Annotated in this window: 11 protein-coding genes; all 11 read right to left on the reverse strand. The window is 37.3% G+C overall.

Features of this window, described 5'->3' with window-relative positions; genetic code table 11:
- Positions 1–286: 286 nt before the first annotated feature.
- Positions 287–3,211: a bifunctional [glutamine synthetase] adenylyltransferase/[glutamine synthetase]-adenylyl-L-tyrosine phosphorylase gene (locus MCS_RS01955; RefSeq protein WP_004854958.1), complete on the reverse strand. Its 2,925-nt coding sequence runs from the start codon at positions 3,209–3,211 to the stop codon at positions 287–289.
- 99 nt (positions 3,212–3,310) lie between these two features.
- Positions 3,311–4,693, reverse strand: a complete 1,383-nt coding sequence (locus tag MCS_RS01960) for a sensor histidine kinase (protein ID WP_004854960.1) — start codon at positions 4,691–4,693, stop codon at positions 3,311–3,313.
- The gene (locus MCS_RS01965; RefSeq protein WP_004854962.1) at positions 4,690–5,376 is read right to left on the reverse strand and encodes a response regulator transcription factor; all 687 of its coding nucleotides are present in this window, start codon (positions 5,374–5,376) and stop codon (positions 4,690–4,692) included. The genes MCS_RS01960 and MCS_RS01965 overlap by 4 nt, the downstream gene beginning before the upstream one ends.
- Before the next feature lie 80 nt (positions 5,377–5,456).
- Complete coding sequence (locus MCS_RS01970; RefSeq protein ID WP_004854966.1) at positions 5,457–6,971, reverse strand: DegQ family serine endoprotease; 1,515 nt, start codon at positions 6,969–6,971, stop codon at positions 5,457–5,459.
- 196 nt (positions 6,972–7,167) lie between these two features.
- Positions 7,168–7,578: a cytochrome c-type biogenesis protein gene (locus tag MCS_RS01975; protein ID WP_004854970.1), complete on the reverse strand. Its 411-nt coding sequence runs from the start codon at positions 7,576–7,578 to the stop codon at positions 7,168–7,170.
- 25 nt (positions 7,579–7,603) lie between these two features.
- On the reverse strand, positions 7,604–9,559 hold the full coding sequence (locus MCS_RS01980; RefSeq protein WP_004854972.1) for a heme lyase CcmF/NrfE family subunit: 1,956 nt from the start codon (positions 9,557–9,559) through the stop codon (positions 7,604–7,606).
- The gene (gene ccmE, locus MCS_RS01985; RefSeq protein ID WP_004854975.1) at positions 9,549–10,046 is read right to left on the reverse strand and encodes a cytochrome c maturation protein CcmE; all 498 of its coding nucleotides are present in this window, start codon (positions 10,044–10,046) and stop codon (positions 9,549–9,551) included. The genes MCS_RS01980 and ccmE overlap by 11 nt, the downstream gene beginning before the upstream one ends.
- A 153-nt stretch (positions 10,047–10,199) precedes the next feature.
- Entirely contained in the window at positions 10,200–10,946 is a 747-nt protein-coding gene (locus tag MCS_RS01990; protein WP_004854976.1) for a tetratricopeptide repeat protein, read from the reverse strand.
- Between the two features lie 292 nt (positions 10,947–11,238).
- Positions 11,239–12,651 carry an ATP-binding protein gene (locus MCS_RS01995; RefSeq protein ID WP_004854979.1) on the reverse strand — a complete coding sequence of 471 codons (1,413 nt, stop codon included), beginning with the start codon at positions 12,649–12,651 and terminating at the stop codon, positions 11,239–11,241.
- Positions 12,651–13,316 carry a response regulator transcription factor gene (locus MCS_RS02000; protein WP_004854981.1) on the reverse strand — a complete coding sequence of 222 codons (666 nt, stop codon included), beginning with the start codon at positions 13,314–13,316 and terminating at the stop codon, positions 12,651–12,653. The genes MCS_RS01995 and MCS_RS02000 overlap by 1 nt, the downstream gene beginning before the upstream one ends.
- Positions 13,317–13,334: 18 nt before the next feature.
- Positions 13,335–13,571, reverse strand: coding sequence for a hypothetical protein (locus tag MCS_RS02005; RefSeq protein WP_024864238.1), 237 nt, complete (start codon positions 13,569–13,571; stop codon positions 13,335–13,337).
- Positions 13,572–13,779 lie beyond the last annotated feature (208 nt).

Raw genomic sequence — 13,779 nt, forward strand, 5'->3', positions numbered from 1 at the left:
CAAAAAGTAAAGCTTAGTACACTATAAGCTCAAATATATTTGAACTAAAATTTGACTATATTATTTCAATAATAGATTCTTTTAAATTTTTATATAAAACTAAAATTTAGAAATTTACCTAATTTCTCTATCCTGTCTCAAAGAGGTTCTAGGTAATCAATGTAAAGTATGCGTAATAAATTTACCAAATGATATAAGCAGCAAAATAGAATACCTCTTATCAACTTGCATTTATTTTTTTAAGTAACCATATGCAATAACCTTGCAAAATGCTCATAACACCCATTCACTGTTTCAAGATCTTCATAAAAATTGTACGTACCAATTGCCCGGTTTCCTCGATTAATTTTTCAATATGAAACAAATCTGGCTCCCCAACACTGTTTAATAAAAGATCGCTTAATCCAGACGGCATATCATGAGGATTTAGAGATTCATTTAAACAAAGTCGTATCATTTGACTTAAATTTGTATATAAATCATAGGCATGATGAAGATCAGAAATAAATGACTTATTAAGAAAACTGCTTGGCAAGCGCGCTAAAATATCTGCTGTAGTTGCGCCAATTTCAAACGTAATCACATGCGTAATAAGCGCAAATTGGGCAATAAATTCTAAATCCATAATGCCACCAGACATTGTTTTCAAATCCCATCTATTTTCTGGTGGTTTTTCTTTTTCAATCAAATGACGCATTTCACATACTGCTTTTGCTACATGCTTCTTGTTACGAGGAAATGCAATAATTGCACATACTTCATCTTCTAACTTTTGTAAAAAATCAGGATCTCCCGCAATACCCCGCGCCCGAGTTAAAGCAAGATATTCCCATATCCACGCTTCCTTGCGATAATATTTTTTGAAAAATTGAAAAGAAACAGCGACAGGCCCCTTATTGCCTAATGGCCGTAATCTTAAATCAACCGTATAAAGAACGCCTTGACTTGTAAGAGTAGATAAAGCCTTAACCAAGTGCTGTGTCAAACGAGTATAATATTGAGAGATATAGAGAGGTTTTTCTCCATCAGAAACTTCTGCATCTTCATCATGTTCATAAAGTAAAATAAGATCCACATCAGAACCAGCTGTTAATTCGCGGCTTCCAAGCTTACCCATCCCCAGTATACCAACATGCCCTCCTTTAATCTTGCCATGAAGACGAGAAAATTCTTCTTGAACCGCAACAAATGTTTTTGCGATCATAAGATCAGCAAGTGCTGTGAGTGCAAAACCCGCTCTCTTTCCAGTAATGGCGCCATTCAAAACCCGAATCCCAATTAAAAAACGTTGTTCATCAGCAAAAATCCTTAAATGATCGAGAAGATCTTCATAAGAAAGCCCCTCCTCGAGGAAATATCCAAGGCGTTTTTCTAAATAAGCCTTTGTTGGTAATTCTGAAAAAATGGCTGGATCTAACATCCCATCAAAAACATGCGGTTTACGCGTAATAATTTCTGCAAGACGCGGAGCAGCCCCCATAATAAGTACTAACATATCTAATAAAGAGGGATTAGATTGCAATAAACTAAAAAGCTGAATCCCCGAAGGCAACCCCTGTAAAAAACTATCAAAACGCAACATCGCTTCATCGGCCCGTTTTGTTGCACCAAAAGCTTTTAAAAGTGCTGGAGTCAATTCCGTTAGTCTTTCACGTGCTTCAGCAGACTGTGTCGCCTTATAACGCCCACAATGAAGTGTCCGCATAATACGACAGATATCGCTCGCTCTTTCAAAACCTAAACGGCTTAATGTTATTAAGGTTTCTGGATCATCTTCTTCACCTGTAAAAACTAAATTGCCAATTTCTAAACCAAGCTCCTGCTCGTTCTCAAATAATGCCGCATAATGTTTTTCCACAACCTGAAGCGTTTTTAATAAATCGCGGATAAAACTGCTATTCTCTTGGTAGCCCATTAAATATGCGACACTTGTGAACTGAGAAACATCATCTGGAAGAAGATGTGTTTGTTCATCTGCAAGCATCTGAATACGGTGTTCAACATTTCGTAAAAAAGCATAACTTTTTACAAGACTCTTTCTCGTTTTCTCACTAATCCACCCAAGCATGTGAAGCTCTGCCAACATTGCAACAGTTTGACGTCCACGTAATTGAGGAAAGCGTCCACCAGCAATTAATTGTTGCGTTTGTACAAAAAATTCAATCTCACGAATACCACCGCGTCCTAATTTTATGTTATGACCATAAGCAGCAATTTGACCATAATTTTTATACGCATGGATTTGACGTTTGATAGAATGGATATCAGCAATCGCAGCATAATCTAAATATTTCCGCCACACATAAGGAGAAAGTTCTTTGAGAAAATTGAATCCTGCTTTTTTATCACCGGCAACTGGACGCGCTTTAATCATCGCTGCTCGTTCCCAATTTTGCCCACGCCCCTCGTAATAACGCAACGCTGTCCTTACCGGTAAGGCCAAAGGAGTTGAACCTGGATCTGGTCGAAGCCTAAAATCAAGACGAAAAACATATCCCTCCGCAGTTCGTTCTTGAATAATACGGATCAATCGACGTACCATTTTAGAAAATACATCAACGCTCTCAGAAAGATTCCCAATATGAGGTGACATTTCATCTATGAAAACGATAAGATCAATATCAGAGGAATAATTAAGTTCTCCCGCTCCTAATTTTCCCATCCCTAAAATGATTAAGCCACAGTTCTTCTCTGGATCATCAAGACTTGATAAACTTATTTTGCCATCAGCATGTGCCTCTCTTAAAAGAAAACGCAAAGCTACACTCAATGCTACTTCGCCTAAGCGTGTTAACCACATACATGAAACTTCATAAGTAAAAACACCACTCAAATCAGCTAAAGCAATAAGAACATGTGCTTCGCGTTTTTTGCGTCTTAAAGACGCCATCAATAAAGTTTCATGAACTGCTTTATTTTTATCAATACGCGCAATATCCTCTATAATTTCGCTTAACCTTGTTTCTATATCAACATCCAATAAGGGATTAAGATACGATGGATTAGCAATCAAAACCTCACGTAAAAAAGGTGATAAGGTCATAACTGTGCTTATAAAATCAATTTGCTTTCCTTTGTTTGAAATAAAGGAAACCAGCAATTCTAAATTTTCTTCCCTCGCGCATTCTTCAAGGTCTTTCAGCCATTGAGAACCACTCTCATCAAGGGGGCATAAAGGGAGAAGCTGTGTTTTTAAAAAAGCATCTTTCATCTATACTCCCTTGAAGAAACATTTATTTTCGATTCCATTGCATCTCACCCAGAAAAGAGATCACTGCCTGTAACGAGAGAAAGTGAAGCAAAAATACTTTTAAGGAAATAATAAAACAGCGCGAAGCCCTGGATTTGCATCTTCAAGTAAGAGTTCACCCCCATGAAGTTTCATAACAGCTTTTGCTATACTTAAACCAATACCAAAACCAGGCTGTGTGCGACTTTCTTCAAGGCGAACAAATCGTTCTGTTACTTTTTCACGCTTATCCGCAGCAATCCCTACACCATTATCACTAACAACAACCAACAAATGTTTACCGCGATATTCCATTGATAAACAAACTTGTACCTTTTTTTCATTTTTAGACGCATATTTAATTGCATTATCAATAAGATTAAAAATTGATTGTGCAACAAGTTCACGATTTAACTTAATCTCTTTATCAAATGTCTCTCCTAACTGCAGCAAAACACCTGATTCTTCAGCAAAAGGTTCATAAAGTTCAACGGCATCTTCAAGAATCAGCTTCATATTCATAGTCTCAAGATGTTCAATTGCGCAACTAGCCTCAATACGCGAAATCATTAAAATAGCATTAAAGGTGCGAATAAGTTGATCCGATTCCGCAATAACCCCATCAAGTGCCTGACGATATTCAAGCTTTGTCTTTTGCCCCAAAAGTGCTTCTTCTGCACGATTTCTAAGGCGCGTCAGTGGTGTCTTAAGATCATGAGCAATATTATCTGATACTTGACGCAAACCGATATTTAATTCTTCAATACGGTCTAACATAACATTAAGATTAGCTGATAATCGATCAAACTCATCTCCTACCCCAGAAACAGGTAAACGTTCGCTGAAATTACCATCCATTAAACGCTGTGATGCAGCCGTTACATGATCAATTCTCTGCAATGCTCGTCTCCCAACAAAAAACCATATGAGTAAAGCCCCCACCACCATCGCAGTAAGAGCAATCATAACCGCTTTACGAATGACTGCTGCAAAACGTTCTGGCTCATCCAAATCCCGTCCGATAAGAATCTTCATGGCATTAGGTAAATCAACAACAACTGCTAAAGCACGATGTTGACTTGTTTTTCCATGCTCTCCAAAACGTGAATACAAAAAAGAATTCGGAATAAAGCCATTATGATTCAAAAGTCCTAACTCAATACGCGCTACATTCCCCGCTAAAATGCGCCCCATAGAGTCAGTAACAAGATAAAGAAAAGCTCCTGGTTGCCGTGAACGGGAATCAATAGTGCGTATTAATAAAGGAAGCCCGCCATAGTTATAAGCATTTTCAATATATCTTAGTTCCTCATGCAAGGCCTGTTCAGTTTGCTCCGTTAATAATGAAGCAGAAAATACTGTCATGTAAACAGAAAGCCCGATTGCAACTAATCCAAACAATAAAATATAAAGAGCTGAAAGCCTTAGCGCAGTTGTGCGCATCACATTGATTAAACGATTCATCTTTTGTTATCTGGTGCTTTCATCATATATCCAGCCCCACGCACAGTATGAAGAATTGGGACATCAAAATCTTTCTCAATTTTTGCTCTCAAACGCGATATATGGACATCAATAACATTTGTTTGTGGATCAAAATGATAATCCCAAACATTTTCTAAAAGCATAGTACGTGTAACAACTTGACCAGAATAGCGCATCAAATATTCAAGTAAACGAAACTCTCTTGGTTGCAATATGATATTTCTCTCACCCCGCCTCACTGTATGTGTTAGTCTGTCCAACTCAAGATTGCCTACACAATAAAGGGTTTCTGCTTCCTTAGGACTTTTTCGCCGTTGCAATACCTCAACACGCGCAAGAAGTTCAGAAAAAGCGTAAGGTTTGGTCAAATAATCATCACCTCCTGCACGTAACCCCGTCACACGATCATTAACCTGCCCTAAAGCCGAAAGAATGAGAGCTGGTGTTTCATTTCCTTTCGCACGCAATTCAGAAATAATAGAAAGACCATCACGATGCAAAAGCATTCGATCAACAACCATAACGTCATAATTTTCCGTACTAGCTAAGGCATATCCAGTATCCCCATCATATGCAACATCAACCGAATGTCCTGCCTCCAAAAAAGCTTTTTCAAGATAACGTCCTGTTTCACGATCATCTTCGATAACGAGTATCTTCATAAAACGCATCTCCGTTATTTTATCAAATCGCGTTGTAGGACAGAAGTCTCTAAAACTTCTGTCCTCTCATGACTTAAATACTACTTTTTTAAAATGGGAAGAGCAACAAAACGATTTTGATCATTTGTGCGCAGTTGTAGGAGTATGGCATTCCGTCCCAACTTTTGTGCTTCCTTAATTATATCTGTAATATCAGACACTTTTTTAACAGACTTATTATTCACCGTCACAATGACATCACCAGGTATTATCCCTTTATCTGCTGCATCTGAATCTGGATCAACATTAGTTACGACCACCCCTACACCATCGTCAGCAAGAGCGACAATCAAACCATAATCTTCCAATGTTTCATCTGCTTCATGACGCCCATTTGAAGATTGTGAACTATCTTTCTTACCTTTATTTTCAGGCATTGAATCAAGTTTAACCTTAATATTGCTTTCCTTACCAGCTCTCCAAATACCTATGTTCACTGTTTCTCCCGGCCTAATATTTCCAATACGTCTTGCCAAATCACGAACATCATTAACCTTTTCATTATTCACTGAAAGAATTATATCTCCTGCTTTAATACCAGCCTTTTCTGCTGGTCCCTTTAACGGATCAGTAACCAAAGCGCCTTTGGCTTCTTTTAAACCCATTGATTCAGAAATTTCCTTTGTTACAGATTGAATCTGAACTCCAAGCCAACCACGCTGAACTGAACCCTTTTCAATAAGCTGTTGCACAACCTGTTTTGCAGTAGCTGCTGGAATAGCAAAAGCAATCCCAACATTTCCTCCAGAAGGAGAAAAAATCGCTGTATTAACCCCAACAACTTTTCCATTAAGATCAAAAGTTGGACCACCAGAATTTCCTCTATTAACCGCGGCATCAATCTGAATAAAATCATCATAAACACCAGTGCCAATATCACGTCCACGAGCCGAAACAATACCTGCTGTTACAGTTCCGCCAAGACCAAAGGGATTACCGATAGCAACAACCCAATCGCCTACACGAAGTGCTGAATCATCACCAAAATCAACATATGAAAATTTTCTTTTGTCATTTACTTTCAATACGGCAAGATCTGTTCTCTGATCTATTCCAATGAGCTTTGCATCCAATTCTGTACCATCATCAAGAACAACAGAATAACTTGTACCATCAGAAATCACATGATTATTGGTCACAATATAACCATCAGACGAAATAAAAAAGCCCGATCCAAAAGCTATCGGACGGATTCTATGAGAACGCGTTGAAGGTTTATTATTAGGCTTACCCCGTTCATAAAAATCTTTAAAGAACCTTTTCAAAGGATGTTGATCTGGTAATTGATCAAGTCCTGGGACATTAAAAAAATCACTCGTGAACCACTCTTCTCTTTTCTTTTTATTACTCTTTACCTGCACTGAAACAACCGCAGGTTTTACTTTAGCAACAATATCTGCAAATCCCTGCTGTTGCATTCCGGAAGTAAATACAGAATTTGCATAGGCCGATGTCGTCCACAAGCTTGCTGCACATTCATTACAAAATAGAGTTCCGCTCAACGTTGCAGAAAAACTTAATGCAACTAATGTTTTAAAGAATTTTTTTTTTACCATTTAGTACATGCTCCTATTCAGTCATATTTCGATCATCATCGATGATCAGTAATAAAACGATAAACCTTACCATTTTCTGTCTAAATTGTTAAAGTTTTGTAAGATTAGATAAATAGCGATACATATTTATCAATAAAGTTGAACGATAAATTGAAATGCTGCATTTTATAAAAGATCCCTCTTAATGCAACAGCCCTTAAATCATACTGTGCTTGTAGCATCTTATTCGGAAAAATATGATACTTGCACCAATGGCGATAATAATAAAAGGTGACAACCATAAAAACCATGTTGTTTTATTAAATGGTGGTTTCAATAAGATAAATCCACCATATCGCTCAACAAGAAAATCAATAATCTGCTCATTGCTATACCCCATTTTTAATCGCTCACGAATCAAAAGCCGTAAATCACGTGCCAAGGAAGCATCTGAATCATCAATTGACTGATTTTGACAAACGGGACAACGTAAATATGCTGAAATATCTCGCGCACGTTTTTCAAGAACGGTGTCCTGTAAAATCTCATCTGGCTCTACAGCCATCCCTAACCGCAAAGGAAAAATAACAATTAAAAAAAGCAAAGTCCAAAAAAATACTTTTTTCATCTCAATAACTTTCCAATAGATTTAATCAAGATGATCTCCGTTTATGCCTCCCTGCACGGAACCAATATCCTAAAAGAGAAAGACACCCTCCTATGGACATCATGAAAGCACCTAACCAAACACATATTATATAAGGTTTCCACCATATGTGCACAACTAATCCTTTATCATCTATACGTCCTGGCGCAATATATAATTGAGATAAGCCATGATTTTGTATACCAACTTCTGTTGTTGCGGTATTTGAGCTTGAATAAAATCGCCTTGATGCCATTACAGGGCGTGGTGCATTTTTGTTTTCATATATATTAAAATGAAACTCCATAGCAGAATAATTTGAACCGACGTTATCACGCACTTCATAAAAATGCAGTGTTTTACCTGCTATTGTAATCATATCCCCTATATGCATAGTTAAAATACGCTCTTGCCCAAAAGTTGCAACATAAACAATCCCGAATAAGGTAACACCTAATCCCATATGTGCTATTGCAGCACCCAAAATAGACCAGGGCAATCCAACAAATCTCTTAACTCGCAGCACCAAAGCTGTTTTGCGGTATCCAGTTTTTATCCAAAGATCCGCTAAACTTCCTAAGAAAACAAATGCTGAAAGTCCAATGCCTAAAGCCGCAAAAATATTCTGAAAAGATGTTGCATAAAATGTGATAAAACAGACTACACAAACCGCTGCGAAAACAAACCATAACCGCTCAAAAACCGCGAAAAAATCACCACGTTTCCATGAAATCATCGACCCAAATGGAACAAACAACAATAAGAATATCATTAAGGACCCACATGTCAGGTTAAAAAAGGCAGCACCGACAGAAATTTTTTGCCCCGTTAATGCCTCAAAAAAATAAGGATAAAGTGTTCCAATCAACACTGTTACTGTTATTGTAATAAGCAGAAAATTATTTAAAACGATAAAAGCTTCACGAGAAATTGGCTGAAATAATCTACCTACTGTCAAAGTAGGGGCGCGCAAAGCAAAGAGAAGAAAAGCTCCTCCCGTAAAGAAAAAGAAAAGAGCAAGAATTGCCCGCCCACGCGCTGGATCAACAGCAAAACTATGAACAGATATTAGAAGACCTGAGCGAACAAGAAAAGCTCCTAACAAAGCAAGAGAAAAAGTAAGAAGAGCTAAAAATAAAGTCCAACTTTTTAATGTCTCTCGCTTTTCAAGAACAAGAGCAGAATGCATAAGAGCCGTTCCTGAAAGCCAAGGCATAAATGAAACATTCTCAACCGGATCCCAAAACCAATAACCACCCCATCCTAGCTCATAATAGGCCCAATAAGACCCAACCATAATACCTAATGTCAAAAAACACCAAGAAAGAAGAAGCCAAGGACGAATCCAACGAGCCCAAACCCTATCAACATCTCCCATAATCAATGCTGCTATTGAAAAAGAAAAACAAAGAGAAAAACCCACATATCCTAAGTAAAGAAGGGGAGGATGAATTGCTAAAGCAATATCCTGTAAAAGAGGATTGAGATCATCTCCCTGTAATGCTGGTGGATTAACACGTAAAAACGGGTTGGAGAGAAAAAGAATAAATAAAAGAAAAGCACTTGTAATCCAACTTTGGCAAATTAAAACAAGTGTTTTAAACTGTTCTGGTAAATGTCCGCTAAACAACGCCATCAATGTACTAAAAAAAGCAAGACTTAAAACCCATAATAACATGGATCCTTCGTGGTTTCCCCAAACTCCAGTGATTTTATACAACATCGGTTTTTCCGAATGAGAATTTTCCACAACATTCAAAACAGAAAAATCCGATACCATATAGGCGTATACAATGACTAAAAATGATAAAAACAATAATATAAAAATGATATATGTAAGGGGAACAACCGTTTGCATCAGTGAACGCTCCCTCAACAAAATACCTAACGCAGGTAAAAATGCCGCCAATAAACTTACTGCAAACGCCGCAGCTAAAAAAATATGGCCAAGTTCAATGAACACGATTGAACTCTTTCTCCAAACGGTAATGTTTATTCAAGCGATCCGCTGTTTCCTTAGACATGTAAATCTCATCATGTTTTGCCAAAATACGCGTACCTATAAAAAAACCCTGTTTATCAAAATATCCCTCTACGATAACCCCCTGCCCTTCACGAAAAAGATCCGGTAGGATACCATTGAAAATAACTTTTTCATGTTTTGCATTATCTGTTACGAAAAAAATAACTCCCATCTCTCCAACATATTCAACAGTCCCCTTTTGGACAAAACCACCTAAACGCAAAGAGCGTCCTGTTAGAATATCTTCTCTCGTAATTTCAGAGGGCATTCTGAAAAAACTTACCGTATTGCGCATTGCATATATGAGAAGGCTTATCGCAATTACTACAACAAAAAGGCATAATAAAATCATAAGCAATCGCTTTTTTTTTCGCTGCTTTAAAATGGTTTTTAATAAAAGAGAATTCTTTAAATATTGCTTGTGCATAGATACTCTGCAAAAATTATTTTTTAATACATTATTTTTTAAGATGCTTCGCATATCTTGCATATGCGTGCAGCTTCTTCTCTAATATCTCTCTCTTTCTCATAATCTCTTCTGATTTAATAATTTTAAACGCGTCCTCATCTTCATCACTTTCTAAAAATTTTTATCGGACAAACCGCGTAATTGAATGATCATGGCCTTCACACGTGACTGCCCTACAAAATCTTTAGGCATTGTATCAAGAAAACTTTGTAAAAATTGCACTGCCTGCGCAGGCTTGCCTGCTTGACGAAGCGCATCCGCTAGCAATAAGCGAGGATAAAAATCATTTGGAACTAAATCCGCAGCCTTTTGAAAAGCTTTTTGTGCTTCTTGCGTAATCACTCCCCCCTCATAACCAACCAATGCCAATCCATACCCTACAAGTCTTGGAGCTGTTTCTCCATTCAAACGAAGCGCATCTAAATAAATGTTTACAGCCTCCTGAAAATAACCCTCTTCGAGATACTCTACTGCTAATGCATCCGCTAAAGTGCCATCATGAGGTGAGCGAAAAAAAAGTACCTGTAGACGAACAAGCCGTTCATGCTTATTGAGCATCTTTGGATCCTTTTCCATTAATTCGCTAAAAAAATAACTTTTAACTTCTGGATTTCCTGTCAAACCGTAAATGCTCCACGTCACAAGAAGAACAAACAAAACACTAAGCGCTTTAAAAGTGCGGATGTTCTTATAATGCGTGCGAAACTTATCAGAATCAACCACATACATATGGTTCCCATCACTCTCAAGAGCTGAAGTTCCCCTTTCTTTCTTTGGAACATAATTAAAACGTAACGAAAGAAAAAGAATACTCGCTAAAAAAATAAGAAAAATTCCTGCTAAAATTAATAAAAGCATATCATTTTTGTACCAATACGAAAATCAAAAACCTCACCAACTTCCCTTCCTCTACGTATGAATACATGGAATATAAAACCACAGAATCCTATTTTTTTCAGGCACAGTATCTCTGACAGCGTAAAGTTTATTACCAATTTTCTCATATATACAAGATCTAAAAATAAAACTTTCTTTTGATGACAAATAAATACATCTTATATCATGAAATGATTTCCTGCTCTATGCACGGGATGCACAAGAATTGCTTTATGCTTATAATTTTAATCTACATATACTCTGAGTAGAAAAATTACCATTTTGGTAACAGCACTTTTGCAGATAACCCGCCTAAGGAAGACCGCGATAAAAAAAGACTTCCGCCATATTCATTAACCATATCTGAAACAATTGCTAACCCTAAACCTGTCCCTGGCTTACTTTCATCAAATCTCCGTCCTCTTTTTAAAGATTCATCAATTTTGTCTTCTGTTAAACCAGAACCATCATCCTCTATAAGAATACTGAAAAATTTTGCTCTCTCAACATGTTGTTCTAAATAACAGGAAATCCGAACTTTTATGCGCGACCATTGTGCTGCATTTTCAATTAAGTTACCTATAATTTCCTCTAAATCTTCTCTTTCACCAGAAAAAACAATGTCACCATCCTCCATAATAAATTGAAATTGTTTTTCAGGATTTAGCTTTTCCATAACCCGCACCAGACGATCAATTACACTGCGCACGGGTGTGTGATAAACAATACTGTCGCATTGTGCTGCAATCCGCGCACGCTTTAGATAATGATTAATTTGGCCTTGCATCATTTCAGTTTGTTCTCTCAATAAAATGGCTTGTTCTCCACACATTTTATCAATCTCATTTATAATAACTGATAATGGCGTCTTCAGTGAATGTGCAAGATTACCAACCTGTGTTCGAAACCGTTCAATAATACGCTGATTATTACTAATGAGAGCATTCATTTCTTGTGCCAACGGCGTGACTTCGCTTAATAAATCTGTATTCACATAATGCACCCTGCCCTCACGAATATCATTCAATGCACGTCGAATATGCTTTAAAGGTTGAACACTAAAGAAAATAATAGCAATGTTTATGAGAACACTGCCTATACCAAAACTCCAAAGAAAAATTTTTAAAGTCCGCTTAAATTCTTCCACTTGTGCATGTGCTTCATCAACATTCCCAACCAAACGAAAACGCGCAACATGATTCTGATTATCAAGAACAACATCACTTTCAATGACTTGTAATGTCTGGCTATTATTCCCCTTTATCCGATAAGAGCGAAAAAATTTGTTATTAAAAGGTACATCAGTATTGCTCGGTGAAAACAGTTTCCCTGTTCCCAACGAGGGAGATGTCAACCTTCCTTGTAGATTATCAGACAGAGCTACAACTTCCCAATACCATCCTGATGTTGAATCTGAATAACGAATATCATCAATCCCAACACTTCCTCTCAAATTGCCTTCCTGTGATACAGTTACTGTTGCAATAAGGCTGTAAAGATGAGCAACAAGAATACGCTCTAGGTTTTGTTCACTGGAACGCCGATAAAATAAAATACTGACAGCAGAAATTGATGAAAGCGAAATCACAACCCATAATGTTGATAAAATCATAACCCGTAAACTAAGAGAGCGACTAACAGAAAAAAACAGCTTCTTAAGCCAGCTCTTATTCTTTAGCATATTCATTAATAACCTGGCATTCTTACACGATAACCCATTCCTCGAATGGTCTCAATTATATCCACCCCAAGCTTTTTACGTAACCGGCCTACAAAAACTTCAACCGTATTCGAGTCCTTGTCAAAATCTTGGTCATAAATATGTTCAATAAGCTCTGTCCTTGAAACCACCCTATCACAATGATGCATGAGATACGAAAGAAGTCTAAATTCATAAGATGTTAGTTTAACTAACTGACCATCAACAAAAACACGAGAAGTCTTGGTATCCAACAAAACTCCACCACAGCACAACGCACTAGTTGCATGCCCTGTAGCTCGACGAATTAACGCTCGCAACCGCGCCATCACTTCTTCCAGATTGAATGGCTTAACAACATAATCATCAGCACCTGCATCAATACCAAGCACCTTATCAGACCAGCTATCTCGCGCTGTAAGCATCAAAACAGGCATGACATACCCCTCTTGACGCCATTTCTCAATAACACGGATTCCATCTATACGCGGTAAACCAATATCGAGTATCACAGCATCATAAGACTCTGTACTCCCTAAAAAATAAGCATCTTCACCATCAAAAGCGCTATCTGAAACATATCCCGCATTTTTTACAGCTTCTGCTAATTGATGATTGAGATTACGATCATCTTCGACAATTAAAATACGCATTACAGCATCTGCTAAATATCAATCGGCGGGAACAAAAACCTCAACACGGCGCAACTTTTCACCATCATGGGCTGGCACAACAACAACAACAACACACAGATCCTTTCCATCCTTAACAACTGATTTTGAGCGCACTAACACTCCTCTCTCTTGAGCAGCAACTTTCTTACCTACTTCCATACACTCAGCTGCCAAAACAGAATCAGCCCCCAGAAAAATTATTATCATCAAAAAAAAGAAAATCTTCTCCATCATAAATACTTCATAATCTATTCTTTATGAATATAAAATGAATAATGTTTTTTTGTGTATCCAAAAACCACGTATAGAGAATAATATCCCTTTTTTCATGAAACAACAATTTTATGCTATCCTTAAAATTGAGTAATCTTAAAACACTTTTTTGATAAAATATGCTAAGATAATTGAAAGAGAGCTGTTTTCAATAAGACATACAGATGAA

Source organism: Bartonella doshiae NCTC 12862 = ATCC 700133 (assembly GCF_000278155.1).
GTDB lineage: Bacteria > Pseudomonadota > Alphaproteobacteria > Rhizobiales > Rhizobiaceae > Bartonella > Bartonella doshiae.

Coding starts and splice junctions, on each gene's coding strand:
- MCS_RS01955 (WP_004854958.1), bottom strand. CDS start 3,211: ATGAAAGATGCTTTTTTAAAAACACAGCTTCTCCCTTTATGCCCCCTT.
- MCS_RS01960 (WP_004854960.1), bottom strand. CDS start 4,693: ATGAATCGTTTAATCAATGTGATGCGCACAACTGCGCTAAGGCTTTCA.
- MCS_RS01965 (WP_004854962.1), bottom strand. CDS start 5,376: ATGAAGATACTCGTTATCGAAGATGATCGTGAAACAGGACGTTATCTT.
- MCS_RS01970 (WP_004854966.1), bottom strand. CDS start 6,971: ATGGTAAAAAAAAAATTCTTTAAAACATTAGTTGCATTAAGTTTTTCT.
- MCS_RS01975 (WP_004854970.1), bottom strand. CDS start 7,578: ATGAAAAAAGTATTTTTTTGGACTTTGCTTTTTTTAATTGTTATTTTT.
- ccmE (WP_004854975.1), bottom strand. CDS start 10,046: ATGCACAAGCAATATTTAAAGAATTCTCTTTTATTAAAAACCATTTTA.
- MCS_RS01990 (WP_004854976.1), bottom strand. CDS start 10,946: ATGCTTTTATTAATTTTAGCAGGAATTTTTCTTATTTTTTTAGCGAGT.
- MCS_RS01995 (WP_004854979.1), bottom strand. CDS start 12,651: ATGAATATGCTAAAGAATAAGAGCTGGCTTAAGAAGCTGTTTTTTTCT.
- MCS_RS02000 (WP_004854981.1), bottom strand. CDS start 13,316: ATGCGTATTTTAATTGTCGAAGATGATCGTAATCTCAATCATCAATTA.
- MCS_RS02005 (WP_024864238.1), bottom strand. CDS start 13,571: ATGATGGAGAAGATTTTCTTTTTTTTGATGATAATAATTTTTCTGGGG.